General features: G+C 70.3%; 21 protein-coding genes. 12 read left to right on the top strand and 9 right to left on the bottom strand.

Annotated features, from left to right (window positions below; genetic code table 11):
* Nucleotides 1-56: 56 nt before the first annotated feature.
* Nucleotides 57-710: a leucine efflux protein LeuE gene (gene leuE, locus CHC09_RS01855; protein WP_089291165.1), complete on the bottom strand. Its 654-nt coding sequence runs from the start codon at nt 708-710 to the stop codon at nt 57-59.
* Nucleotides 711-733: 23 nt separating this feature from the next.
* The gene (locus CHC09_RS01850; RefSeq protein ID WP_089291164.1) at nt 734-1,975 is read right to left on the bottom strand and encodes a bifunctional pyridoxamine 5'-phosphate oxidase family protein/GNAT family N-acetyltransferase; all 1,242 of its coding nucleotides are present in this window, start codon (nt 1,973-1,975) and stop codon (nt 734-736) included.
* 75 nt (nt 1,976-2,050) lie between these two features.
* On the opposite strand from CHC09_RS01850, the gene CHC09_RS01845 reads away from it, so the two are divergent.
* The 6 genes from CHC09_RS01845 (at nt 2,051) to rny (ending at nt 10,870) form a co-directional block, all read left to right on the top strand.
* Nucleotides 2,051-3,397 carry an aminotransferase class I/II-fold pyridoxal phosphate-dependent enzyme gene (locus CHC09_RS01845; RefSeq protein ID WP_089291163.1) on the top strand — a complete coding sequence of 449 codons (1,347 nt, stop codon included), beginning with the start codon at nt 2,051-2,053 and terminating at the stop codon, nt 3,395-3,397.
* Between the two features lie 266 nt (nt 3,398-3,663).
* Entirely contained in the window at nt 3,664-4,329 is a 666-nt protein-coding gene (locus CHC09_RS01840) for a UdgX family uracil-DNA binding protein (protein ID WP_089291162.1), read from the top strand.
* 143 nt (nt 4,330-4,472) lie between these two features.
* Complete coding sequence (locus tag CHC09_RS01835) at nt 4,473-4,673, top strand: DUF3046 domain-containing protein (protein WP_089291161.1); 201 nt, start codon at nt 4,473-4,475, stop codon at nt 4,671-4,673.
* 177 nt (nt 4,674-4,850) lie between these two features.
* Nucleotides 4,851-5,897 carry a recombinase RecA gene (gene recA, locus CHC09_RS01830; RefSeq protein WP_089291160.1) on the top strand — a complete coding sequence of 349 codons (1,047 nt, stop codon included), beginning with the start codon at nt 4,851-4,853 and terminating at the stop codon, nt 5,895-5,897.
* A 431-nt stretch (nt 5,898-6,328) separates the two neighbouring features.
* Nucleotides 6,329-7,042, top strand: a complete 714-nt coding sequence (locus CHC09_RS01825) for a regulatory protein RecX (protein WP_089291803.1) — start codon at nt 6,329-6,331, stop codon at nt 7,040-7,042.
* Between the two features lie 2,103 nt (nt 7,043-9,145).
* Entirely contained in the window at nt 9,146-10,870 is a 1,725-nt protein-coding gene (gene rny / locus CHC09_RS01820; protein ID WP_089291159.1) for a ribonuclease Y, read from the top strand.
* Nucleotides 10,871-10,966: 96 nt separating this feature from the next.
* Here the strand turns inward: rny and CHC09_RS01815 are convergent, their stop codons facing one another.
* From CHC09_RS01815 to CHC09_RS01800, 4 genes are all read right to left on the bottom strand, one after another.
* On the bottom strand, nt 10,967-11,824 hold the full coding sequence (locus CHC09_RS01815) for an amino acid ABC transporter permease (RefSeq protein ID WP_218827153.1): 858 nt from the start codon (nt 11,822-11,824) through the stop codon (nt 10,967-10,969).
* A 304-nt stretch (nt 11,825-12,128) separates the two neighbouring features.
* On the bottom strand, nt 12,129-12,785 hold the full coding sequence (locus tag CHC09_RS01810) for an amino acid ABC transporter permease (RefSeq protein WP_089291157.1): 657 nt from the start codon (nt 12,783-12,785) through the stop codon (nt 12,129-12,131).
* Between the two features lie 73 nt (nt 12,786-12,858).
* Complete coding sequence (locus CHC09_RS01805; RefSeq protein ID WP_089291156.1) at nt 12,859-13,797, bottom strand: glutamate ABC transporter substrate-binding protein; 939 nt, start codon at nt 13,795-13,797, stop codon at nt 12,859-12,861.
* A 67-nt stretch (nt 13,798-13,864) separates the two neighbouring features.
* On the bottom strand, nt 13,865-14,608 hold the full coding sequence (locus CHC09_RS01800) for an amino acid ABC transporter ATP-binding protein (protein ID WP_089291155.1): 744 nt from the start codon (nt 14,606-14,608) through the stop codon (nt 13,865-13,867).
* Nucleotides 14,609-14,742: 134 nt separating this feature from the next.
* On the opposite strand from CHC09_RS01800, the gene CHC09_RS01795 reads away from it, so the two are divergent.
* Together CHC09_RS01795 and miaB are read left to right on the top strand one after the other, a co-directional pair.
* Nucleotides 14,743-15,177, top strand: a complete 435-nt coding sequence (locus CHC09_RS01795; protein WP_239138096.1) for a hypothetical protein — start codon at nt 14,743-14,745, stop codon at nt 15,175-15,177.
* Nucleotides 15,178-15,224: 47 nt separating this feature from the next.
* Nucleotides 15,225-16,724 (top strand): tRNA (N6-isopentenyl adenosine(37)-C2)-methylthiotransferase MiaB, encoded by a 1,500-nt coding sequence (gene miaB, locus CHC09_RS01790; protein WP_089291153.1) that lies wholly within the window; start codon nt 15,225-15,227, stop codon nt 16,722-16,724.
* 103 nt (nt 16,725-16,827) lie between these two features.
* On the opposite strand, the gene CHC09_RS01785 is transcribed toward miaB, so the two are convergent.
* Complete coding sequence (locus CHC09_RS01785; RefSeq protein WP_089291152.1) at nt 16,828-17,724, bottom strand: LysR family transcriptional regulator; 897 nt, start codon at nt 17,722-17,724, stop codon at nt 16,828-16,830.
* Nucleotides 17,725-17,809: 85 nt separating this feature from the next.
* Between CHC09_RS01785 and CHC09_RS01780 the strand changes: the two genes are divergently transcribed.
* Both CHC09_RS01780 and CHC09_RS01775 read left to right on the top strand, forming a co-directional pair.
* Entirely contained in the window at nt 17,810-18,835 is a 1,026-nt protein-coding gene (locus CHC09_RS01780; RefSeq protein ID WP_089291151.1) for a threonine ammonia-lyase, read from the top strand.
* A gap of 93 nt (nt 18,836-18,928) precedes the next feature.
* Nucleotides 18,929-19,513: a hypothetical protein gene (locus tag CHC09_RS01775; RefSeq protein ID WP_089291150.1), complete on the top strand. Its 585-nt coding sequence runs from the start codon at nt 18,929-18,931 to the stop codon at nt 19,511-19,513.
* Between the two features lie 70 nt (nt 19,514-19,583).
* Here CHC09_RS01775 and CHC09_RS01770 read toward each other — a convergent pair whose 3' ends face one another.
* On the bottom strand, nt 19,584-20,792 hold the full coding sequence (locus CHC09_RS01770) for a DUF349 domain-containing protein (RefSeq protein ID WP_089291149.1): 1,209 nt from the start codon (nt 20,790-20,792) through the stop codon (nt 19,584-19,586).
* A gap of 158 nt (nt 20,793-20,950) precedes the next feature.
* Between CHC09_RS01770 and miaA the strand changes: the two genes are divergently transcribed.
* Complete coding sequence (miaA, locus tag CHC09_RS01765; protein WP_239138097.1) at nt 20,951-21,880, top strand: tRNA (adenosine(37)-N6)-dimethylallyltransferase MiaA; 930 nt, start codon at nt 20,951-20,953, stop codon at nt 21,878-21,880.
* On the top strand, nt 21,880-22,746 hold the full coding sequence (gene dapF / locus CHC09_RS01760) for a diaminopimelate epimerase (protein ID WP_373871882.1): 867 nt from the start codon (nt 21,880-21,882) through the stop codon (nt 22,744-22,746). The genes miaA and dapF overlap by 1 nt, the downstream gene beginning before the upstream one ends.
* A gap of 62 nt (nt 22,747-22,808) precedes the next feature.
* On the opposite strand, the gene CHC09_RS01755 is transcribed toward dapF, so the two are convergent.
* Nucleotides 22,809-24,269 carry an NAD-dependent malic enzyme gene (locus CHC09_RS01755; protein WP_089291147.1) on the bottom strand — a complete coding sequence of 487 codons (1,461 nt, stop codon included), beginning with the start codon at nt 24,267-24,269 and terminating at the stop codon, nt 22,809-22,811.
* Between the last annotated feature and the right edge of the window lie 114 nt (nt 24,270-24,383).

The following is a 24,383-nucleotide window of genomic DNA, read 5'->3' as shown; positions in this document are numbered from 1 at the left end:
GCTCGGACCGGGCGTGTTCGGGCTCCGTCCGAGCGCCCCGAGGTGCTCGGACGTGATCAGCTCAGACTGGCCGTTGCCAGCTTGATGCTGAACCCGACGAACAGCGCGCCCACTCCGGTGGCCGCGCCGGCGGCCAGCCGTCGGCGCCGCCGGAACTGTCCGGCCAGGGAGCGGCCGCCGAAGATCAGCGCGGTCAGGTAGAGCGCGCTGAAGAACTGCACGACCGCCCCGAGCACCAGGAACGACAGCGCCGGATGCGCGTACCCCGGCTCGACGAACTGGATGAAGAACGAGACGAAGAACAGGATCGCCTTCGGGTTCAGCACGCTGATCACCGCTGCCCGCCGGAACGGCCGCTGTATCTCGGCCAACTCCTCCTCGACCGCGGCGGCGGCCACCTCGCCGCGGGTCCGCCACCGGCTCCAGGCGGAGCGAAGGATGTTCACGCCGACCCAGGCAAGGTATGCGGCGCCGGCGTACTTCAGCACCAGGAACAGCGGCGGGTACGTCCCCAGCAGCGAGGACACACCCGTCGCGGACAGGATCATGAGCACCGCGTCGCCGAGGAACACCCCGGCCGCCGCCTGGTATCCGGCTCGCACCCCACGACGGGCGCCGACCGAGAGCACGAAGATCGAGTTGGGCCCGGGCAGCAGGACGATCGCCACCACGCCGAGTACGTACGTCCAGAAATCAGTGATGCCAAGCACGAGTCACACCCTCCCCGGCCTGATCAGCCGAGGGCCAGTCGGTCCCGCAGGCGCTGCGCCGCGGCCGGCCACTCCTCCGCGGTCAGCGCGAAGACTACGGTGTCCCGCCAGCTGCCGTCGGGCCGCAGTCGTTGCCTGCGGATCAACCCGTCCCGGCTGGCACCGAGCCGGGCGATCGCGTTCTGGGAGCGGTCGTTGCGGATGTCCGTGTACCAGAAGACCTTGGCCGCACCGAGCACGTCGAACGCCCGCTCCAGCAACAACAGCTTCGCCTCGGTGTTGACCCCGGTCCGCCACCACTTCCGGCCGAGCATGGTGTGCCCGATCCCGACCGATCGCCGATTCGGGTCGACGTCGTGGTAGGTGGTGATGCCCATAACGGCTCCGGTGGCCGGGTCGACCTGGGCCCAGCCCGCGCGGTCGCCCCGCCACTGGCCACGGATCACCTCGGCGATGTCCGCCGCCGTGTCCTCCACGGTGCGCGCCTGTGGCTGCGGGATGTGCCGCCAGACCTCCTCGTCGTCCAGCGCCTCGAACATGCCCGGTGCATGCGACGGTGACAGCGGCTCCAGTCGGACGTGCCGGCCCTCCAGCAGGACCGGGGTCTGCCAGGCGGTCGTGGGGTTGCCGGCCAGATAGGCGGGTGGGGGCACCGGGACGCCCGCCTGGGTCTCCGGCGGCCCGGTGACCCGGCGGACCGGGAGCACCCCGGCCCAGTGCGGCAGGGCGAGGTCCTCCGGATCGTCGATCACCCCGCCGTCCCGCGCCCGGACCGACACCTCGACCAACGGCAGTGCCAGCACGTTGGTCTGGGCCATCTCCCGCTTCGTCGGTGGCCGGCTGTCCGCGGCACGGCCGGCGCCGGACTTCTCCACCAGCGCGTGCATGGCCGCTGTCTTCTCGGCCAGGTCGGTGACCGGCCGGGCGACGCCGTGCACGACCACCGAGCGGTAATTGGCGCTGTGGTGCATGTGGGAGCGCCCGTAGACCAGGCCGTCGAGCAGGGTCACGCTCACGCAGACCGGGATGCCGTCGGTGCCGGCCGTCAGTGCCATCCGGCCGCCGGTGGAACCGTGCAGGTAGAGCGTCTCGCCGACGCGGACGTGCAGGGTCGGCAGCACGCGGGGCTCGCCCTGCACCACGAAGCCGACCGCGCAGTCGAACGCCTCGTCGAGGATGGCGTGCGCCCTCTCCCGGTCGTAGTGCATGCGGTCGCGCGTGCGGGTCGCGGTGGTGCGATCGGTAGCGGCGTAGACATCGGTCATCAGGACCTCCCCGGTGGCGCGATTTCGCGTGCGATCCACTTGTCTGTAGACCTGTACTAGTACATAATTCTTGCTGTGGCAGAACAATATCAGGTCAGTGGTCAGACCGCCGCTGAGATTTCGGCGAGCATCGAATCCGGCGTGGTGCGAGGCGACTGGGTCTTCGGCGCGGCGCTGCCACCGGTGCGGGTCCTGGCCGGCGCTCTGCACGTCAGCCCCGCCACCGTCGCCAAGGCGTATCAGGAGCTACGGCAACGCGGCGTCGTGGAGACCGAGGGCCGGCGTGGCACCCGGATCCGGTTGCGTCCTCCGGTGGCACCACCCCGATCGGTGGTCCGGCTCGCCGTGCCGGATGGTGTCCTGGACCTCTCCGCGGGCGAGCCCGACCTGCGCCTCCTGCCACCGTTGGGGCCGGCCCTGCGGGCGCTCGCCGATCAGGTCGGCCCGGCGCGGGGCTACGCCTCGGCGGTGACCATGCCGGAGCTGATCGAGGTGGCCCGCCACCGTCTGCTCGCCGAGGGGGTTCCGGTCGCCGACGCGGCGATCGCCGTCACTGCCAGCACGCTCGACTCGATGGAGCGCCTGCTCGCCGCTCATCTCCGGCCGGGCGACGCGGTCGCCGTCGAGGACCCCGGCTGGGCGAACCTGTTGGATCTGATCGCGGCCCTGGGCCTGCGGCCGCTGCCCGTCGCGGTGGACCAGGAGGGGCCCGAGCCCGAGTCGCTCGCCGCCGCGTTGCGGGCCGGCGCGCGCGCCGTGGTGATCACCGTCCGCGCGCAGAACCCGACGGGTGCCGCAGTCGGCGCCGCCCGGGCCGTCGTGCTGCGGGAGCTGCTCGCCAAGCATCCCGAGGTGCTGTTGGTGGAGGACGACCACGCAGCCGAGCTGTCCCTCGAGCCACCGCACTGCGTTGGCCCGGTGACCAGATGGTGGGCGTTCGTGCGGTCGGCCTCGAAGCCGTTCGGGCCGGACCTGCGCATCGCCGTGCTGGCCGGCGACGAGACGTCGATCGCCCGGGTCGTCGGCCGGATGCGGCTCGGTATGGGCTGGGTCTCCACCCTGTCGCAGCGGCTACTGCTCCAGCTCTGGCGCGACGCCGAGGTCACCGAGTTGGTGGCGGAGGCCGCCCATTCGTACGCGGCTCGCTGCACCGCCCTGATCGGTCTGCTTCACGCACAGGGCGTCCCGGCCTACGGCGCCACCGGCATCAACGTCTGGGTTCCGGTCCCCGACGAGACCCATGCGGTCGCCGCGCTGCGCGACGCGGGTTACGCGGTGGCGGCCGGCGCGCTGTTCCGGGTCTCCTCACCACCCGGTATCCGGATCACCGTCAGCCCGCTCGACGAGCCGGACCTGCCGGCACTGGCCGCGGCGGTCGCGGCGGCGGCCCGCCCCACCGCTCGGGGTGCTCTGATGCGGTGACCGTGTGCGCAAAGCCTTGCTCCGGTGCTGTGACCTCGGATGCGAGCGACCTGCTCTGGTTCGGCGGCCTGTGCGGGCTTTGCCCTGGTGCGGTGACCTCAGAGGCGGGCGCTCTGCTCTGGACCGGTGGCCTCGTCCGCGAGCGTCCGGCTTTGATGCGACGAATTCGTGCACCTTGCTCTCGTCTCGCCCGGGTGCGAAGCCGGTAATCCGGACAGGTGAGTCCGGTCGGCGTGCGGCGGGAGACTACGGGTAGAAACGGAGGTATGCCAGGGATCGAAGCGCCGGCCGGTGCCCAACAGTGGGTGCCGTCACGACCGCACAGCATCGATGAGCTCAAGCAGGCCGCCGCCGGCTGCCAGGGCTGTGAGCTCCACGAGAACGCGACTCAGACGGTCTTCGGCCGGGGCGCTCCGCACGCGAAGATCGTCTTCGTCGGTGAGCAGCCGGGTGACATCGAGGACCAGAAGGGCCTGCCGTTCGTCGGCCCGGCGGGACGCCTGCTGCGGGAAGCCGTGGACGATGCCGGAATCGACCCGACCGATCTATACATCACGAATTCGGTGAAGCACTTCCGGTTTGAGCTGCGGGGGAGCAGGCGCATCCATCAGACGCCCGGCCCCGCCCACATTACCGCCTGTCGCCCGTGGCTGGTCTCCGAGTTCGCCCTGTTGAAGCCGGAGCTCGTGGTCATCCTCGGTGCGACCGCCGGCAAGGCGTTGCTGGGCCCGTCGTTCCGGGTCAACCGCTCCCGAGGTCGGCTGATGGCGTGGCCGGGGTCGGCCGAGCATCCGGAGGACTTCCCGGTCGCTGAGATCCGGGCGCTGGCCACGATCCACCCGTCGGCGGTGCTGCGCGCGGACAATCGGGACATCGCCTATCAGGGTCTGGTTGACGACCTGAAGATCGCCGCCAAGGCCGTCTCCGCCTGAATTCGTCGGCCGATCGGGTGCTGTGCGGTCCTCTCGACGTACGGCACCCGGCTGTTGAAGGAACGCGCGTGCCGGACGTCACAGGAGATCTGGCCGTCTTCGCGGAACAGGGCGCACCGGATCCGCGTGGGTAGGCTCGGTGCGTGCGATTGACGGACTTTTGGGGACGCCTCGAGCAGGTGTTCGGGGCGGCTTATGCCCGCAGCTTCGCGGCAGATCACGCTTTTGCGGATCTGAGCGGCCGCACCATCGACGATGCCATTGCTCAGGGTGTCGATACCGCTACCATCTGGCGCGCCGTGGTGGCTGCATACCCTGATCGGGTGCCGTCTCGGCTGCGGTGAGTCATTTTTCGTACGCTTGTTCTGGCGTGTCGCTCGATGTAGTACAAGTGTTCGGCTATTGTCCACAGCGACTCGGCCATCCACAGCCCTCGGTAGGGCGGAGGATTTTTGTCATACCCACCGCATACCGTGTCGGCCGTGGCGAAGAACGCGAAGTCCAATACAGGGGTGGCGGCAATGGTGGCAGGACCGGACCGGGAAAAGGCGCTCGAACTGGCGCTGGCACAGATCGACAAACAGTTCGGCAAGGGCTCCGTGATGCGGCTCGGCGAGCGGCCCGTCGTGCAGACGGCCGTCATCCCGACCAGCTCGATCGCCCTCGACGTCGCTCTCGGCGTCGGTGGCCTGCCGCGCGGCCGGGTCATCGAGATCTACGGGCCGGAGTCCAGCGGTAAGACCACGGTCGCGCTGCACGCGGTGGCGAACGCGCAGAAGGCCGGTGGCACCGCCGCGTTCATCGACGCGGAGCACGCCCTGGACCCGGAGTACGCGCGAGCACTCGGCGTCGACACCGACGCGCTGCTGGTGTCCCAGCCGGACACCGGTGAGCAGGCGCTGGAGATCGCGGACATGCTGATCCGCTCCGGCGCGCTCGACATCATCGTCATCGACTCGGTCGCGGCACTGGTGCCGCGTGCCGAGATCGAGGGCGAGATGGGCGACAGCCACGTCGGTCTGCAGGCCCGCCTGATGAGCCAGGCGCTCCGCAAGATCACCGGCGTGCTCAACAACACGGGCACCACCGCGATCTTCATCAACCAGCTCCGCGAGAAGATCGGCGTGATGTTCGGTTCGCCGGAGACCACGACCGGTGGTCGCGCGCTGAAGTTCTACGCGTCGGTCCGGCTCGACGTGCGCCGCATCGAGAGCCTGAAGGACGGCACCGACGTGGTCGGTAACCGTACCCGGGTCAAGGTTGTGAAGAACAAGGTCGCGGCGCCGTTCAAGCAGGCCGAGTTCGACATCATGTATGGCAAGGGCATCTCCCGCGAGGGCTCGCTCATCGACGTCGGCGTCGAGCAGAGCATCATCCGCAAGTCCGGTGCGTGGTACACGTACGACGGCGACCAGCTCGGCCAGGGCAAGGAGAAGGCGCGGGAGTTCCTCAAGGAGAACCCCGACGTCGCCGCCGAGATCGAGAAGAAGATCCTGGAGAAGCTCGGCGTCGGGCAGACCGCCGGGGACGCCGCCGGCGGCCCCGAGCTCCCGCCGGTCGACTTCTGATCCGGTAAGCCGCGATGGCCGGACGACGTGGTGCCCGGTCCGGGCGCGGATGGGATGCCATTCCGCCCCGGACCGGTGCCGACGCGTCTGATGGTGACAGTTCAGGCGACCCGGTCCGGCGGGAGTCCCGGCGCGGTGCCTATGGGCGCCGTCGCCGGTCCGAGGCTGACGACGAGGGGCTCTGGCAGACCTTCGGCTCCTCCAGCGAGAGCCCGGAGGAAGCCGCGGACCTGTCCGGCTCGTTAGCCGGAGCTGCCTTCGATGTGCCTGCCCGGGAGGCCGGAGTCGTCTTCGACGTGTCTCCCCGGGAGGCCGGAGTCGCCTTCGATCTGCCTGTCCGGGGGACGGGAGACGCCTTCGACACGTCCGTCCGAGGGCTGGGAGGCGCCGCTGGCCGCAGAGCGGAAGGTGCCGCTGGCCCGGGAGACGGCATTGCTGGCCGGAGATCGGACGGCGTTGCCGGCGGGAGAGCAGACGGCGCCGCTGGCCGGAGAGCAGAAAGCAGCGCCAGCGGGAGAGGGGACGGCGCCGCTGGCCGGAGGAGCGGCGTTGCTGGTCGGAGGGCGGAAGGTGCCGCCGACGCGCCTGCTCGAAAAGCCTCGTCTCAACAGAGTGAGTCCGAGCGAGCGCGAGAGATCTGTCTGCATCAGCTCGCCGCGCGCCCGCGGACCCGTGCCGAGCTGGCCAAGGCGATGGCCCGGAAGGAGATCTCCGAGGAGGTCATCGCCGAAGTCCTGGACCGGTATGACGAGGTCGGCATCATCGACGACGCGGCGTTCGCCCGGGCCTGGGTGTCCAGCCGGCATCACGGCCGGGGTCTGGCCCGCCGTGCGCTCGCCAACGAGCTGCGGCAGCGCGGGGTCGACGCCGAGGTGGCGAGCGAGGCCCTGGGCGCCGTCGACGACGAGTCGGAGGCGGCGATCGCCCGAGCTCTCGTCGATCGCAAGCTGCGTACCGCCACCGGCACGCCGGAAGCCGTCTTCCGGCGTCTCGTCGCCATGCTTGCTCGTAAGGGTTACCCCGCAGGCATCGCCATCCGCGCCGTCAAAGACGCGCTGGCCGCCCGCGACGAGGAAGCCGCCGAGTTCGCCGAGGCCGTGGACGCCGATGCCCTGGCCGATCAGGCGGACGAAGCCCTCTCCTGACAAAGCTCAGCGGGCGGCCTTGAGCGGGCGGCCTTGAGTGGGAGCCCCTGGGGCGAGCGGCCGTGAGCGGGCGGGGCGGACCGTCCTCAGCTGACCTTCCCAATCGACCCGGACCCGCCGAGGCCGTGGACGCGGATGTCCTGGCCGATCAGGCGGACGAAGCCCTCTCCTGACAACGCTCAGCGGGCGGCCCTGAGCGGGCGGCCCTGAGCGGGCGGCCCTGAGCGGGCGGCCCTGAGCGGGCGGCCCTGAGCGGGCGGCCCTGAGCGGGCGGCCCTGAGCGGGCGGCCCTGAGCGGGCGGCCCTGAGCGGGCGGCCCTGAGCGGGCGGCCCTGAGCGGGCGGGGCGGACCGTCCTCAGCTGACCTTCCCTATCGACCCGGACTCGCCGAGCTTGTGTGCACGATCCCACCCGGCCGAGGAAAGTTTGGCCATGGTTGCGCTTTGTAACAAGTGCCTATGAGCGGAGAGAAACCGATCCCGATCGGCCCGGACCAGTCAAGCCGGTTTCCGCTCGCCCGCTCGACAACTCGCGAACAGCCGTCGCCGCAACCGGCTCGAGCAGTCTGCCCGGGGGCATTGGTGACGGTCGCCGCAATAGGAGCTATATAGCCGAGACACGAGTAAATCAGCCATTTTGTCGCAAATCCCCAGCCCTGACACGGCTCATCCGGTCATCGTCACGCTCAGTGCGATGGACGGTCGGTTGCCGACGCGCGGGATAATGGCTGGATGCCTTCCCGCGGTCGCTGATTCGGGTGGGTGGCCCGTCCCCAGAAGCGCTCGATGTTACGGCACATCGGAAATATCCGGGCGATATCGTGAGCTGGGCCTAAGCGAGTCTGTGCCCTACGTCCTATCCACTGCCGAATCATGAGTCCTTGACCGAAGCGGCACTCGCGACCTAGCCTCGCGTTACACAAGGTTTGCTCGACCATCGCAAGCAACAGTCACAACATAGATCGCATCACATTACGGCATCACTTGGCGGGCTTGCCCGCTGAAGACGTCGCCTGCCGCTGACCGCGCGGGAGGCGGTGCGACATACCAGCGGTCGACCCCACAACTACACACACTCTGATCCGAGGCATCAGCAGCCGACCCGGATGTGGAAGCCAACCGGCGTCGCCGGCGGGGTTCGACAGGGCCTGAGGAGCGAGAAATCGTTCAAGGCTTTGTCACACTCCGTTGACGATCGCCAGGCGGCTTCAGCGCCGGACGCCAGGCGACCCCTCAGGACCGGGACCGGTCGTGACGACGGCGCGAGTGGGGGCACTTCCGCCCCGCCGAAGTCGACGACGCGTCGGGCCGGGTCAGGTCGTAAGGGCGGCGGAAGCGGTGAGCGGCACGACCGGCGGCACCGAGGGATGCGCGCAGCTGGTCGAGCGCAACCCACCGCACCGACAACCGGGCGGGCGAAGCGACCAGCCGAGCATCCGGCAAAGCGGGAGACCGCCGAGCCGACCCGAAGCCGCTCGCAAGCCAGGCAGCCGATCCGAGCCGGAACCCCGGCCCGCTGAAGCAGCCGCAGGACTTGCTCACTGAAGCAGTCAGCAGGGGGCCGAGGCAGCCGGTTGGAACGGCTGTTGAGGTGCCGGCGGGAAGCTGAAGCAGCCAGCAGGGGCCGAGGCAGCCGTTAGGAACGGCCGCTGGGGCGCCAGCAGGAAGCCGAGGCAGCCAGCATGATTGGCCTGCTGAGGCAGCCCGCAGGTAGCTGCAGCATCCTGCAGCATCCTGCAGGACCCGGCTCACTGAAGCGGCCTGCAGGACCGGAAAGCCGGAAACCCACCGGCTCGCCGCCCAGCCCCGGAAGGGCCAGCTCCCGCAAGGGCCAGCCCCGGAAAGGCCAGCCCCCGCAAGGGCCAGCCCCGAAGAGGCCAGCCCAGCAAAGCAGGGCCCGGACCCAGAGAAACCGACGAACCGGACCGGATAGGCAAATGCCACCCCGGGAAGCCGGAACAGGCGGCACCCAGCCTCCCCGAGAGGAGAAGCTGGTAGCCGTACGGCGGAGCGTGTGAGCCGGGGCCGCCTGTGGTCATCTGCCTTGGTCGGGCATCCCGCACAGAGCCCGCGCGCGTGCACACCGCGCTGGCAGCGAAGGGAGATGGCCCCGTTGTACTGGGTGCTCGTGGTAGCAGTCGTCTTGCTCGCCGTGTCGGTGATCGCCGGACTGACGCTCGGCGCCCGAGCGCTGCGACAACTCCGGACCGAACGGCAGGATGCCCAGGATCGGCAGGAGCAGGAGGTCGGCGACGCCCAGGCGAAGGTCGCCGACGCGAACGCCAAGGCCGCCTCGGTCCGCGCCGAGGCCGCCGCCGCGAAGGCCGAGGCCGCCGCTGCCCGGGCTGAGGCCCGCCGGGTGCTGGAGAACGCGCACAGCGAGGCCGACACCGTCCTGGAGCATGCCCACCGCCAGGCCGAGGCGGATGTCGAGCAGCTGCGCACCGCGGCCCGCCGCTCCGGTGAGCGGGAGATCGCCCTGCTCAACGCGACGGTCAAGGAGCAGGCCGCGGAGGTCGAGCGCCGGGCCGCCCGGATCGACGAGCGGGAGCGGTTGCACGCCGACGAGGTGGAGCGTCTGGTCGAGCGGGAGCGACGCCTCGGGTCGCTGGAGTCGGATCTCGTGAAGCGGGAGGCCGCGCTCAGCATCCGCGAGGCCGACCTGGCCGCGGCCGAGGAGACCAAGCGTAAGGCGCTGGAGCGGATCGCCGGGCTGACCGCGGACACCGCCCGCAGCGAGCTGATCGAGTCGATCGAGGGGCAGGCCAAGCGCGAGGCCGCGATCCTGATCCGGGATATCGAGGCGGACGCGCGGAACACCGCGGACACCCGGGCCCGGCACATCGTGGTGGACGCGATCCAGCGGATCGCCAGCGAGCAGACCTCGGAGAGCGTGGTCAGCGTGCTGCACCTGCCGAGCGATGAGATGAAGGGCCGGATCATCGGCCGGGAGGGCCGCAACATCCGGGCCTTCGAGTCGACCACCGGGGTCAACCTGATCATCGACGACACTCCCGAGGCGGTGCTGCTCTCCTGCTTCGACCCGGTCCGCCGGGAGGTGGGCCGGCTGACCCTGGAGAAGCTGGTGCTGGACGGCCGGATCCACCCGCACCGGATCGAGGAGGTCTTCGACAGCGCCAAGAACGAGGTGGAGCGGCTCTGCGACCGCGCCGCCGAGGAGGCCCTGGTCGACGTCGGGATCACCAATATCCACCCGGAGCTGATGAAGCTGCTGGGCCGCCTGCGGTACCGCACCAGTTACGGCCAGAACGTGCTCAAGCACCTGGTGGAGACCGCGCACATCGCTGGAATCATGGCCGCCGAGCTGGGGCTGGACGCGAAGACGATCAAGCGGGCGGCGTTCCTGCACGACATCGGCAAGGCGCTGACCCACGAGGTGGAGGGCAGCCACGCGCTGATCGGCGCGGACGTGGCCCGCAAGTACGGCGAGCACGAGGACGTCGTGCACGCCATCGAAGCGCATCACAACGAGGTGCCGCCGCAGACCATCGAGGCCGTCCTGACGCAGGCGTCCGACGCCTGCTCCGGCGGCCGTCCGGGCGCCCGGCGGGAGAGCCTGGAGGCGTACGTCAAGCGCCTGGAGCGGATCGAGGAGATCGCCGCCGGCAAGATCGGTGTCGAGAAGGTCTTCGCGATGCAGGCCGGTCGCGAGATCCGGGTGATGGTCCGCCCGGACGACATCGACGACATCGGCGCCGCTGTGCTCGCCCGCGACGTCGCCAAGCAGATCGAGGAGGAGCTGACCTACCCCGGCCAGATCCGCGTCACGGTCGTCCGCGAGTCCCGGGTCACCGAACTGGCCCGATAAGGGCACCAATCAAGATCAAAACCATCATCCGGTACGAACGATCGCGAACCGTGACCAGGCAGAGCCGAGTCCCGCCGCGAGGCGATCGCCGACGTCTCAGATCTGCCGCGTCGCGTCCGTGACCGGCAGCGGCTTCGCCGCGGTGGTCCGAACCCGGCCCATCCGCCGCTGCAGCCACCACGCCAGGGCCGACAGCAGCCCACAGATCCCGATGTAGATCGCCGCCACCACGAGGTACGCGGGCACGTACGGGAACCCGAAGGTCAGCCGCCCACCGATCGTCTTCCCGACCGTGAGCAGCTCGGGGTACGTGATGATGAACCCGAGCGCGGTGTCCTTGAGCAGCACCACGAGCTGGCTGACGATCGCCGGGAGCATCGACCGGACCGCCTGTGGCAGCAGGATCATCCGCATCACCTGGCTCTTGCGCAGCCCGATCGCGTATGCCGCCTCGGACTGTCCGCGCGGCACCGCGTTGATGCCGGCCCGGAAGATCTCCGCAAGCACCGACCCGTTGTACAGCGTCAGGCCGATCACCAGCGCCCACAGGTTGCTGATCGACCAGCCGTACTGCAGCGGCACGTAGTACCCGAAGAAGATCAGGATCAGCAGCGGGATCGCCCGGAACAGCTCGACCACCGCGACCGATGGGCCGCGCAGGATCCGGTGGTCGCTGAGCCGCCCGGCTGCGAAGATCGCCCCGAAGAGCAGGGCCAGCACCGTCGCGATCCCGGCCGCCTTGAGCGTGGCCACCAGGCCGTTGACCAGCTCCATCTGGACGGCCTGGTACTCGAACTGCGCCCAGCGCCGCTCCTCGAACTGACCCGTCCGGTAGAACCGGTAGACCACGAAGGCGATCAGGGCGGCGATGGCCAGCGTGGCCAGCACCCCGATGATCAGGTTGCGCCGGCGGCCACGCGGGCCGGGCAGGTCGTACAGCACCGAAGAGCTCATGACGCCACCTCCGCTTCGCTCCGGCGTCGCCATGAGCTATTGACTGAGTCCATTGATTCGCTCGCAAGCTCGCTCATGACGCCACCTCCGCTTCGCTCCGGCGTCGCCATGAGCTATTGACTGAGTCCATTGATTCGCTCGCAAGCTCGCTCATGACGCCACCTCCGCTTCGCTCCGGCGTCGCCATGAGCTATTGACTGAGTCCATTGATTCGCTCGCAAGCTCGCTCATGACGCCACCTCCGCTTCGCTCCGGCGTCGCCATGAGCTATCGACTGAGTCCATTGATTCGCTCGCAAGCTCGCTCATCGCGCCACCGCCAACTTGCGCTCGAGGAACCGCTGCAGCAGCACCAGGGGCGTGATCAGGACCAGGAAGCCGATGGCGATCCAGAGCAGCACGTAGAACTGCGGCTCGCCGAACTCGGCCATGTAGGCCGGGATGGCTCCGGCCTCCAGCACCGAGAAGCCGGCCGCCACGGTGGTGTTCTTCAGCATCGCGATCAGGACGCTCATCAGCGGTGGCACCATCGAGCGCAGCGCCTGCGGCAGCACCACCTGGGTGAGCACCTGGGCGAAGGTGAGGCCGAGGGCCCGGGCCGCCTCGGCCTGTCCCGGTGGGACCGTGTTGACGCCGGCCCGGACCACCTCACAGATGAAGGCCGCGGTGTAGACCGTGAGCGCGACGAAGGCCGCGGTGAAGTACTCGAAGTCGACGTCGAGCTTCGGGACGGCGAAGACCAGGAACGCGAAGACCAGCGTCAGCGGCGTGTTGCGCACGATGTTGACGTACGTCGCGCCGAACCAGCGCAGCGCCGGGATCGGTGACACCCGGAACGCGCCGAGCAGGACGCCCAGCAGCAGGCTCCCGACGGCCGCGATCAGGAACAGCTTCACCGTGTTCCCGAAGCCTTTGCCGAACAGGCTCCAGTGGTCCGTCAGTACGTGCAGGAACTCCGTCATTCCCCGTCCTTCGCCCGCACCGGCCGATGCCGGGCGGATCGGATCCGCCCGGCATCGGTTCCAGCGATGTGGATCAGTAGCGCTCGACGGCCGGCGGCGTGGCCGGCGAGCCCGACTTGCCCAGCGTGCCGTCGTAGATCTTCTGCCAGGTGCCGTCCTTGAACGCGGCCTCCAGCTGGTTGTTGACGTAGTCGCGCAGCGCCTTGTCGTCGTGCGGCAGGCCGATGCCGTACTTCTCGGTGCTGAACGGCTTGCCGACGACCTTCAGGTCGGTCGAGTTCTGCGCGGCGTAGCCCTTGAGGATCGCGTCGTCGGTGGTGACGGCGTCGACCTTCTTGTCGAGCAGCTGCGAGACGCACTCGGAGTACGTCTTGAACTCGACGATGTTCTCCGGCTCGGTCAGCTTCTCGTCCCGGACCCGCTGGATCGGGGTGGAGCCGGTGGCCGAGCAGACCTTCTTGCCCTTGAGGGTCTCCTTGCCGGTGATCGCCGACTCGTCCTTGCGGACCAGCAGGTCCTGGCCGGCGACGAAGTACGGCCCGGCGAACGCGACGTCCGCCTTGCGCTTGTCGGTGATGGAGTAGGTGCCGACGTAGTAGTCGATCTCCCCACCCTTGATCGCGGTCTCCCGGTTGGCCGACGGGATCTCCTTGTACTCGATCTTCGCCGGGTCGACACCCAGCTTCGACGCGATGTACTGGGCGACCTCGATGTCGAAGCCGCAGCGCTTGCCGGAGGTGTCCTTGTAGCCCAGGTTCGGCTGGTCGAACTTGACCCCGACGACGACCTTGCCGGCCGACTTGATCTTGTCGAAGGTGGCGCTGCCGGCGACCGCCGCGGCGCTGTCCGCGGTGAAGGTCGCGCCCGAGGACTGGCAGGTGTCGGAGACCGGCGCCGCGCCACTGGCGGTGCTGTCGCCACTGGCCGTCGGGGTGCCCTCCTTGCCGCACGCCGCCAGCGTGAAGGCGAATGTCGCAGCGGTGGCAAACACCGCTACCCGCTTCATGCCCATGATCAACTCTCTCCTCTGCTCCAGTGGTGACTGGAATCGGCTTGGGGGCCGGTCATCGGGGGATTACTCAGTGCGTCAAGATCTTGGAAAGGAAGTCCTTCGCCCGGTCGCTCTTCGGGTTCGCGAAGAACTCCGCCGGGGAAGCCTGCTCGACCAACTGCCCGTCGGCCATGAAGACCACCCGGTGCGCCGCGTGCCGGGCGAAGCCCATCTCATGGGTGACCACGACCATGGTCATCCCGTCCTTTGCCAGCGACGTCATCACGTCCAGCACCTCGCCGACCATCTCCGGGTCGAGTGCGCTGGTCGGCTCGTCGAAGAGCAGCGCCTTGGGCTGCATGGCGAGGGCCCGGGCGATCGCGACGCGCTGCTGCTGGCCGCCGGACAGCTGGGCCGGGAACTTGTCCGCCTGGCTGGCGATGCCCACCCGCTCCAGCAGGGACATCGCGCGCTCACGGGCCGCGGCGGGCTTCTCCCCGCGGACCTTCACCGGGCCGAGCATCACGTTCTGCAGGATGGTCTTGTGCGCGAACAGGTTGAACGACTGGAAGACCATGCCGACCTCGCTGCGCAGCCGGGCGAGCGCCCGGCCCTCGGCGGGCAGTTTCCGGCCGTCGAAGGTGATCGAGCCGGAGTCGATCGGCTCCAGCCGGTTGATCGCCCGGCACAGGGTCGACTTGCCGGAGCCGGACGGTCCGATCACGACGACCACCTCGCCGCGCGCGACAGACAGATCGACATCCTGCAGCACGTGCAGCGGGCCGAACCACTTGTTCACGTTCTCCAGAACGATCAGAGCCTCGCCTGTCACCCCGTGTCCATCCGCTTGTCGGGTCACTGTTGGCAGCCACCATAGGGGGGCATCGGTATCGGAAGGTGACGAGATTGGTCACGGAGCGGTAACGCAGCCGCCACAGGGCGAAAGGGACGGACACCATGACGGGTATGGCTGGCCTCTGGAACTGGTCCGCCGCCGGGCGGATCGAGCCCGAGCGGGTACGGAACGCCCTGGCCGGGGCGCTGGACCGGCCGGTGGCCGAGATAGAGGGGGCGGGTCCGGGCAGCCTGCTTTGCGACGTCTATCACGTCGGTGGCGATTTCCCGACACTGATCGATGTATTTCTGGCGCCCGACGACGTGGCCGAGGCGACGATCGCGAGCGCCGTCGCGGTCCGGCTGGGCGCCGACGTGCTGCTCCCGGACGACTCCCTGAATCCCACGCGGTACGTACTGGCCGAGCCGGACGGGACGCTGCGGGTCGTGCACGCCGACGAGGAGGAGACCGACGACGGGGTCGAGCGCCGGCACGTCCGGCCCTGCACCGGTGCCGACCCGGCGTGCGCGGCCGGGCCGGGATGCGGTCGCCCGGTGGCGGCCTGACCGCGGGTCGGTTTCTCCGCTCCCACGCAGTACCCTGGTCAATTGCCATGACTACCGACTTGCAGGGCGCCTCCCGCACGTATGACGTGCGCACCTACGGCTGCCAGATGAACGTGCACGACAGCGAGCGCATCTCCGGTCTGATGGAGGACGCGGGCTATGTGCGGGCCGCCGATCCCGAGGCGGCCGACGTCGTGGTCTTCAACACCTGCGCGGTCCGGGAGAACGCCGACAACCGCCTCTACGGCAACCTCGGCCACCTGCGCCCGACCAAGGTGAAGAACCCGGGCATGCAGATCGCGGTCGGCGGCTGCCTGGCGCAGAAGGACAAGGGCGACATCGTCAAGAAGGCGCCCTGGGTCGACGTGGTCTTCGGCACCCACAACATCGGCTCCCTGCCGGCGCTGCTGGAGCGTGCCCGGCACAACGAGGAGGCGCAGGTCGAGATCCTCGAGTCGCTCGAGGTCTTCCCGTCCACGCTGCCGACCAAGCGCGAGTCGACCTACGCCGGTTGGGTCTCCATCTCGGTGGGTTGCAACAACACCTGCACGTTCTGCATCGTCCCGTCCCTGCGCGGCAAGGAGAAGGACCGCCGTCCCGGCGACGTCCTGGCCGAGGTGCGCGCCCTGGTCGCCGAGGGCGTCCTCGAGGTGACCCTGCTCGGGCAGAACGTGAACTCCTACGGTGTCGAGTTCGGCGACAAGCTTGCCTTCGGCAAACTGCTGCGCGCCTGTGGCGAGGTGGAGGGTCTGGAGCGGGTCCGGTTCACCAGCCCGCACCCGAAGGACTTCACCGACGACGTGATCGCCGCGATGGCCGAGACGCCGAACGTCTGCCACTCGCTGCACATGCCGCTGCAGTCCGGCTCCGACCGGGTGCTCAAGGCCATGCGGCGCAGTTACCGCCAGGAGAAATACCTGGGCATCATCGAGAAGGTGCGGGCGGCGATGCCGGACGCCGCGATCACCACGGACATCATCGTCGGTTTCCCCGGCGAGACCGACGAGGACTTCGAGCAGACCCTCGAGGTGGTCCGCCAGGCCCGCTTCTCCAGCGCCTTCACGTTCCAGTATTCGAAGCGTCCCGGCACCCCCGCCGCGACCATGGACGAGCAGATCCCGAAGAAGGTCGTCCAGGAGCGGTACGACCGTCTGATCACGACCCTGGAAGAGATCACCTGGGCCGAGAACAAGAAGCTCGTCGGGGAGCGGGTCGAGGTCCTGGTCGCGGTCGGCGAGGGCCGCAAGGACGAGCGCACCGGCCGGATGAGCGGCCGCGCCCGCGACGGCCGCCTGGTCCACTTCGCGACCGGCGACCTCTCCGGTGCGAACGCTCCGCGTCCCGGCGACATCGTCGAGACCGTGATCACCTACGCCGCGCCGCACCACCTGAACGCCGACGGCGACCCGCTGAGCCACCGCCGCACCCGGGCCGGTGACGCCTTCGAGGCCGGCGTCACCCCGAAGCTCAAGGGCGTCTCTCTCGGGCTCCCGACCATCGGCGTCCCGGCCCCGCTGCCGGCCGCCGCCGACGGCTGCGCCCTCTGAGCGGTCCGATCCGACCCGTCGCGGCCCGCGCTTCCCTCCGGCACACCGGGGGTCTGCGCGGGCCGTGTCCGTTCTCCGCCGCCGGGCCGCTGCCGGTCGTCCTTCACCCGATCCGGCGGTACGGCGGCAGACCGGCGACCGTCCTCAGCTGCCGCAACAGCGCGGAGGTTCCGGGCGGGTCGGGCGTGTCCCCGTACACCGCCGCGTAGACCTTCCGGCACGTGTCGGCCAGCTCCACCGTCCGTACCCCCGGATTCTGATGTGCGGCGAGCGCGAGCGCCGGCAGCACGGTGACCCCCAGACCCGCCGCGACCAGCGCCTGCACCGCGACGTAGTCGTCGGTGGTGAACCGGATGTCGGGCGTGAAGCCGGACGCCGCGCACGCCCGCGACAGCTCGCCCCGGCACCGCTCGCAGCCCGTGATCCACGGCCGTTCCCGGTGGTCGGTGAGCGCGTCCCCGGGCCACCCGGGCGGAACCACCAGGTGCAGCGGCTCCTCCAGCAGCAGCTCGGCCCGTAACCCGTCGAGATCCGGCGTGTCCTCACCCGGATAGGCGAACAGCAGCGCCACCTCGACCTCGCCGCTGCGCAGCAGGCGCACCGCCTCGGGCGGCTCGGCCTCGGTGAAGCGCAGGTCGACCCCGGCGTGCTCGACCGCGAAACCGGCCGCGGCCGCCGGCACGAACGTGCCCAGCGCGGACGGGAACGCGGCCAGCCGGACCCGCCCGGAGCGTAGCCCCGTGTGCGCGGCCAGCTCCGCCTCGGCGGCGTCGAGACGGCCCAGGATCTCCTCGGCGCGTTCGGCGAGCATGCGGCCGGCGTCGGTGAGCCGGATGCCGCGTCCGGCCCGCTGGACCAGGCGGCTGCCGGTCTCCGCCTCCAGCCGGGCCAGGTGGTGGCTGACCGACGGCTGGGCGTAGTGCAGGGCCTGGGCGGCGGCGGTCACCGAGCCGTGCCGGGCCACCGCCACCAGCACCCGGAGGCGGGTCACGTCGAGCATCCCGGCAACCTATCAATCCGGTCTATGGAACTGCCCGTGAACCGGCATTGGACCAATGGATCGATCCCGTTCGAGGATCGACGGCATGGAGTTGACCTTCGCGGACATCCAGGCCGCGCACGATGTCGTCCGCCGCCACCTGCCGCCCACCCCGCTCTGGAGCTATCCGCTGCTGGACCGGGAGCTCGGCACGTCGGTGCTGGTCAAGCACGAGAACACGCAGCCGGTCGGGGCGTTCAAGGTGCGCGGCGGGCTGACCCTGCTGGACGCTCTGCCCGAGGCGGACCGAGCGCGCGGCACGGTCACCTGGTCGACCGGGAACCACGCGCAGTCGATGGCCTACGCCAGTCACCTCTACGGGGCGCGGTGCACAGTGGTCATGCCGGCGAACGCGAGCCCGGGCCGGGCCGCCGCGGTCGAGGCGTGGGGCGGCCGGGTGGTGCTGACCGGGGCGACCCTGGAGGAGGCTTGTCGGCATGCCGAGAGGCTCGCCGCTGACTCCGGCGCGCGGCTGGTCAGCCCGGGCGACACGCCCGAGTTGCTGGCCGGGGTGGGCACGGTCTACCTCGAGATCCTCCAGCAGCGGCCGGAGGTGGATGTGATCGTCGTGCCGGTGGGCAGCGGGACCGGCGCGGCCGGGGCCTGCCTGGTGGCCGGTGCCCTGGCGCCGGGCTGCGCGGTGATCGGCGTGCAGTCGGCCGCCTCACCGGCCGCGCACGACTCCTGGCGCGCCGGCGAACTGCTCGCCCGGCCGAACCGGAGCACGGTCGCCGGCCTCGCGACCGGTCGCGGCTACGCGCTGCCGCAGCGCGTGATGCGGGCCGGTCTCGCCGATTTCCTGCTGGTCACCGACGACGAGATCGGCGCGGCCCGGCGCCTGCTGGCGACCGCCGCGCACACCCTGGCGGAGGGGGCCGGAGCGGCCGGGATCGCGGCCGTGCTGAGCCGGCCGGACCTGTTCGCCGGGCGGTCGGTGGCGGTGGTCTGCACCGGCGGCAACGCCGACCGGTCCGAGTTGGACACCCTGGTCGATCGGCGGGAGGAGGACGAGCCGCTCGCGACGGCGGGGATAAGTGTCGGGGGACAATCCGTGACATTCCGGACATTCTAAGCAAGGCTTGGATCAAGGTCGTCCGTTTGCCGGACACCGGAGCGAGCCGGGCAATGGCGCCCGGGCGCGAGACGACGGCAGCGAGGGGTAGCGATGGTACGCATCGGCGTGACCGGCCATGTCCGGTTGCAGCCATCCGCTCATCGGGTGATCGCCCGGGACCTGAGGCGGCTCCTCCGCGGTTACCCGGGGGTCCACGGCGTGACCTGCCTGGCCGAGGGGGCCGACCGGCTCTTCGCCGAGGCGGTGATGGCCTGCCGGGGCTCCTTCGAGGCGGTCCTGCCGGTGCCGGAGATCTCCGCCGCCCCGGAGGAGGACCGTAGCCTCCGGTCCCTGCTGCGCTTCGCCAGCGACGTCACCAAGATCACTGTCCCGGGTCCGCCCGAGGCGTCCTACACGGCGGCCAGCCACGAGATGGTCCTGCGCAGCGACGTCCTGGTCGCCGTCTGGGACGGCAGCGACGAGGGCCTGCGCGGCGGCACCGCCGAGACCGTGGAGTTCGCCCGGCAACAGGGGCGGGAGGTCCGGGTGGTGTGGCCGGAGCTGCCGCCGGATTGCCAGGAAGAGCTGATGTCGACCAGGTCGACGAGGTCCTCCTGGCTCGGCCGCTGTATCCCGCGATGGCCGGGTCAGGCGAGCGCCCCGGCCGCGATCGCCGGGTCGAACCGGGCCGGCTGACCGCGCGTACCGGAGAAAGCCGAAAGGCGGTGGCCCCGACCGGGGCCACCGCCTGACGTGAAAGCGAGCCTCAGCTGGTCTGCTCGGCCAGGGCCAGGAACTGCTTCTTGGCGGCGAGGGCCCGCTCGGCCTCCTTGACCCGGCGGGCGTCGCCGGCCGCCTGGGCCCGGGCCAGCCGCTGCTCGGCCTCGGCGACCTGGTCGCGCATCTGACGCAGCAGCGGGTTGTCCTTCGGGCTTGTCTTGCGCCACGCCGAGTCCATCGCGACCCGGATCCGCTCCTCGGCGGCCCGCCAGCGGCGGTCCAGCCCGGCCGCGGCCTCCCGCGGCACCCGCCCGGCGTCGTGCCAGGCGGCCTGCGCGTCCCGCAGCTTGTTCTGCGCGCCACGGGCGTCCGCCTCGACGTCGACCGCCTCGAGCTCGGCCAGGATCGCCTGCTTGCGCTCCAGGTTGCCCTGGTACTCCGCGTCGCGGGCGGAGAAGACCTCGCTGCGCCGGGTGAAGAACGCGTCCTGAGCGGCCCGGAAGCGTTCCCAGAGGCGCTGCTCGGCCTCCTTGGCGGCGCGCGGCGCGGCCTTCCACTCGGTCATCAGGTCCTTGAGCCGGTTGGCCGTGTTGGACCAGTCGTCCGAACCGGAGAGCTGCTCGGCCTCCTTGACCAGCTCTTCCTTGGCGGTCTGGGCCTGCTTGCGCTGCCCGTCGAGGGTGGCGAAGTGCGCGCCCCGGCGCCGGGTGAAGCCGTCGCGGGCGGCGGCGAACCGCTTCCACAGCTCACCGTCGGACTTCTTGTCGACGCCGCGGATCGTCTTCCACTCGTCGAGGATCTCCTTGAGCCGGTCACCCGCCGTCTTCCAGCCGGTGGCGTCGGCGGCGATCTTCTCCGCCTCCTCGACGAGGGCGGTCTTGCGGGCCAGCGCCTCGGTCCGGGCCACCTCACGGGCGGCCTTGGCCTCGCCGGCCTTCTCCTCGGCCAGGGTGGCAAGCTTCTCCAGCCGGGTGGCGAGGCCGTCGATGTCACCCACCACGTGCGCCTCGTCCAGCGTCGCGCGCAGGCGCTTGACGCTGCTCAGCGAGTGGGCCGCGTCCGCCGCGCCCGACTTGAGGCGGGCCTCGACGAGGTCGACCTCGGTCACCAGGTCCTCGAATCGCCGGGCGAAGTGGGCCAAGCCCTCCTCCGGCGTACCGGCCTGCCACGAGCCGACCACCCGATCGCCCTCGGCGGTCTTCACGTACACGGTGCCGTCGGCATCCACGCGCCCGAAAGCCGTCCAGTCGTTCATGAGCTCATCCTCGTTCTCCCGGCGCCGAAGCCAGCTCTGGCTCGGCCACCGCCATGGCGCAGTGGAATGCCAACCTTCTCAGTGGCATTCTTTCTCGCGCATTGTCACAGGTCCAACCCGGTTAGGGGAAAGCTCCCACCGACGACCGTGACACAACCTTGTCCTACGGTTGCTCTGTGCCATTAAGTCCGGGTCCTCGCGTGGTCACCGTCGTCGGTCCGACGGCGGCGGGAAAGTCCGCATTGAGCATCGCACTCGCGCACGAGTTGGGTGGCGAGGTGGTCAATGCCGACTCTATGCAGCTGTACCGCGGGATGGACATCGGCACCGCGAAACTCAGCGTGGCGGAGCGCGACGGCGTGCCGCATCACCTGCTCGATATCTGGGACGTCAAGGTCACCGCGGCGGTCGCCGAATATCAGGCGCTGGCCCGGGCGGCGATCGACGACATCCTCGCGCGCGGCCGGGTTCCGCTGCTGGTCGGCGGCTCCGGCCTGTACGTGCGCGCGGTCCTGGAGGAGTTCGAGTTCCCCGGGACGGACCCGGCGATCCGGGCCCGGCTGGAGGCGGAGCTGGCCGAGACCGGCCCGGCGCCGCTCTTCACCCGGCTCACCGAGCGTGATCCGGTCGCCGCGGCGAAGATCCTGCCCTCCAACGGCCGCCGGATCGTCCGGGCCCTCGAGGTGATCGAGCTGACCGGACAGCCGTTCACCGCCGCGCTGCCCGACCCGAAGCCGTACTACGAGGCGGTGCAGCTCGGTGTGGACCGGGACGTCGCCGAGCTGGACGACCGGATCGCGCTGCGGGTCGACCTGATGTGGTCGGCGGGCCTGCTGGACGAGGTGCGCGCCCTGGACGCGGCCGGGATCCGGGACGGCCGGACCGCCTCCCGGGCGCTCGGTTACCAGCAGGCGCTCGCTCAGCTGGACGGCACGATGACCGAGGCCGAGGCGAAGGAGGAGACGGTCCGCGGCACCCGCCGGTTCGTCCGGCGGCAGCGCTCCTGGTTCCGCCGGGACCCGGCGATCACCTGGTTGGACGGCGCCGCACCGACGCTCGTAGCCGATGCCCTGGCTCTTGCGCGATGATGGACCGCGTGTTTTTCACCAAGGGCCACGGCACCGCCAACGATTTCGTCATCCTCTCCGACCCCGACGGCGAGCTGGAGCTGACGCCGGCGCTGGTCGCCGCGCTCTGCGACCGGCGGCGCGGTGTCGGGGGCGACGGCGTGCTGCGGGTGGTGCGCGCCGCGAAACACCCCGAGGGGGCCGGCCAGGCGGCCGACGCCGAGTGGTTCATGGACTACTGGAACAGCGACGGCTCGATCGCCGAGATGTGCGGCAACGGGGTGCGCGTGTTCGCTCGCTACCTGGTGGCGAACCGGCTGGCCGCGCCGGGCGCCGAGGGCCTGCCGGTGGCGACCCGCGCCGGGATCATGCTCGCGGTGGTCGAGGCCGACACGATCAGGGTACGGATGAGCACCCCCAAGGTGTACGCGGCCAGCACCGCGACCGTCGGCATCCTGACCGTCCCCGGCCTCGCGGTCGACTGCGGCAACCCGCACCTGGTCTGCGGCCTGCACGACGGCGTCGAGCTGGCCGGTCTGGACCTCAGCACCGGCCCGGCGGTCGACAGGTCGCTCTTCAAGGCCGGGGTGAACGTCGAGTTCGTCGAGGCGGCCGAGGCCCTGGACGGGCTGGACCGGCACGTCAGGATGCGGGTGCACGAGCGGGGCTCGGGCGAGACCATGTCGTGCGGCACCGGCGCGCTGGCGGTCGGCGCTGTCGCGCTGCGGGAGGCGGGCCTGAGCAGCGGCTCGGTCGCGGTGGACGTGCTCGGCGGCCGGCTCGTGGTCACCTGCGACGAGCAGGGCGCCTGGTGGCTGGCCGGGCCGGCCGTGCTGGTCGCCTCCGGTGAGGTGACCGTGCCGGTCCCCGGTCACCAGCCGGGGTGAACTGAGCGTCGGGCTTGCGGGGGTCCGGGGCTGAGTCCGTACCCCCGCAAGGCTTTTGATCCTCAGAAGATGCCCTCGGGGGCCCCTTCCAGCTCGGACTCGGAAGCCGCCGCCGCGTTGGCCGGAGCCGGCCCGCCGCGCACGACCGCGCGGATCGCGGCCGCGACCGCCGGGGTGACCCGCGGGTCGAACACGCTCGGGATGATCACCGTGGGGTTGAGCTTGTCCTCGCCCACCACGTCGGCGATCGCCCGGGCCGCGGCCAGCGCCATCTCCTCGGTGAACTCCTCGGCGCTGGCGTCCAGCATGCCGCGGAACACGCCCGGGAAGGCCAGCACGTTGTTGATCTGGTTGGGCTGGTCGGAGCGGCCGGTGGCGACGATCGCGGCGTGCTTGCGGGCCTCCCGCGGGTCGACCTCCGGGTCCGGGTTCGCCATCGCGAAGACGATCGACCGGTCCGCCATCTTCGCGATGTCGTCGCCGGTCAGCAGGTTCGGCGCGGAGACGCCGATGAAGACGTCCGCGCCGGCGATCGCGCCGGGCAGGTCGCCGGAGTAGTTCGCCTTGTTGGTGTGCTCGGCCAGCCACTGCATCGACGGGTTCAGGCCGGTCATGCCGCGGTGCAGGGCGCCGTTCCGGTCGTAAGCGATGATGTCGCTCACGCCCTGCCGCATCAGCAGCTTCATGATCGCGGTGCCGGCCGCGCCGGCGCCGGAGACCACCACCTTGACGTCCTCCATCTGCTTGCCCACCACCCGCAGCGCGTTGGTGAGCGCGGCCAGCACGCAGATCGCGGTGCCGTGCTGGTCGTCGTGGAAGACCGGGATGTCCAACTGCTCACGCAGCCGCGCCTCGATCTCGAAGCACCGCGGCGCGGCGATGTCCTCCAGGTTGATGCCGCCGTAGGCGGGAGCGATCGCCTTGACGATCCGGACGATCTCGTCGGTGTCCTGGGTGTCCAGCACCACCGGCCAGGCGTCCACCCCGCCGAACCGCTTGAAGAGCGCGGCCTTGCCCTCCATCACCGGCATCGCCGCGGCCGGGCCGATGTTGCCCAGGCCCAGCACCGCCGAGCCGTCGCTGACCACGGCCACGGTGTTGCGCTTGATGGTCAGCCGCCGGGCGTCCGCCGGGTTCTCCGCGATCGCCATGCAGACCCGGGCCACGCCCGGCGTGTACGCCCGGGACAGCTCGTCCCGGTTGCGCAGCGCGACCTTCGACGAGACCTCGATCTTCCCGCCCAGGTGCAGCAGGAACGTCCGGTCGGAGACCTTCCGGACATCCACGCCGTCCTGGTCCTCGAGCTGCTTGACGACCTGGTCGGCGTGCGCGGAGTCGGCGGTGTCGCAGGTCAGGTCGACCACCACCCGGGTGGGGTCGGAGTCCACCACGTCCAGTGCCGTCACGATCGCCCCGGCCTCGCCGACACAGGTGGTGAGCCGGCCGATGGACGAGGCGTCCGCGGTGACGGCGATGCGGATCGTGATCGAGAATCCTGCGCTCGGCAGGCGGGTGGTCAACACGGTGTTCCCTCCGACGTTGGTGGGGGTGGCTAACGAATTGTCGCTCGGTCGGAATGTTCGATTGCCGCCCGGTGCTCACTTGAGGGTCACGCCCGGTTATGTGGATGCGCTCGC

The organism is Actinoplanes regularis (assembly GCF_900188005.1).
Taxonomy (GTDB): Bacteria; Actinomycetota; Actinomycetes; order Mycobacteriales; family Micromonosporaceae; genus Actinoplanes; species Actinoplanes regularis.
The sequence above is the reverse complement of the archived record's forward strand: the minus strand, read 5'-3'. Positions and strand labels throughout refer to the sequence as shown.

Coding starts and splice junctions, on each gene's coding strand:
- CHC09_RS01850 (WP_089291164.1), bottom strand. CDS start 1,975: ATGACCGATGTCTACGCCGCTACCGATCGCACCACCGCGACCCGCACG.
- CHC09_RS01785 (WP_089291152.1), bottom strand. CDS start 17,724: ATGCTCGACGTGACCCGCCTCCGGGTGCTGGTGGCGGTGGCCCGGCAC.
- CHC09_RS01810 (WP_089291157.1), bottom strand. CDS start 12,785: ATGACGGAGTTCCTGCACGTACTGACGGACCACTGGAGCCTGTTCGGC.
- CHC09_RS01775 (WP_089291150.1), top strand. CDS start 18,929: ATGGTACGCATCGGCGTGACCGGCCATGTCCGGTTGCAGCCATCCGCT.
- CHC09_RS01770 (WP_089291149.1), bottom strand. CDS start 20,792: ATGAACGACTGGACGGCTTTCGGGCGCGTGGATGCCGACGGCACCGTG.
- recA (WP_089291160.1), top strand. CDS start 4,851: ATGGTGGCAGGACCGGACCGGGAAAAGGCGCTCGAACTGGCGCTGGCA.
- rny (WP_089291159.1), top strand. CDS start 9,146: ATGGCCCCGTTGTACTGGGTGCTCGTGGTAGCAGTCGTCTTGCTCGCC.
- CHC09_RS01795 (WP_239138096.1), top strand. CDS start 14,743: ATGGCTGGCCTCTGGAACTGGTCCGCCGCCGGGCGGATCGAGCCCGAG.
- CHC09_RS01815 (WP_218827153.1), bottom strand. CDS start 11,824: ATGAGCTCTTCGGTGCTGTACGACCTGCCCGGCCCGCGTGGCCGCCGG.
- dapF (WP_373871882.1), top strand. CDS start 21,880: ATGGACCGCGTGTTTTTCACCAAGGGCCACGGCACCGCCAACGATTTC.
- miaB (WP_089291153.1), top strand. CDS start 15,225: ATGACTACCGACTTGCAGGGCGCCTCCCGCACGTATGACGTGCGCACC.
- CHC09_RS01780 (WP_089291151.1), top strand. CDS start 17,810: ATGGAGTTGACCTTCGCGGACATCCAGGCCGCGCACGATGTCGTCCGC.
- CHC09_RS01840 (WP_089291162.1), top strand. CDS start 3,664: ATGCCAGGGATCGAAGCGCCGGCCGGTGCCCAACAGTGGGTGCCGTCA.
- CHC09_RS01805 (WP_089291156.1), bottom strand. CDS start 13,797: ATGGGCATGAAGCGGGTAGCGGTGTTTGCCACCGCTGCGACATTCGCC.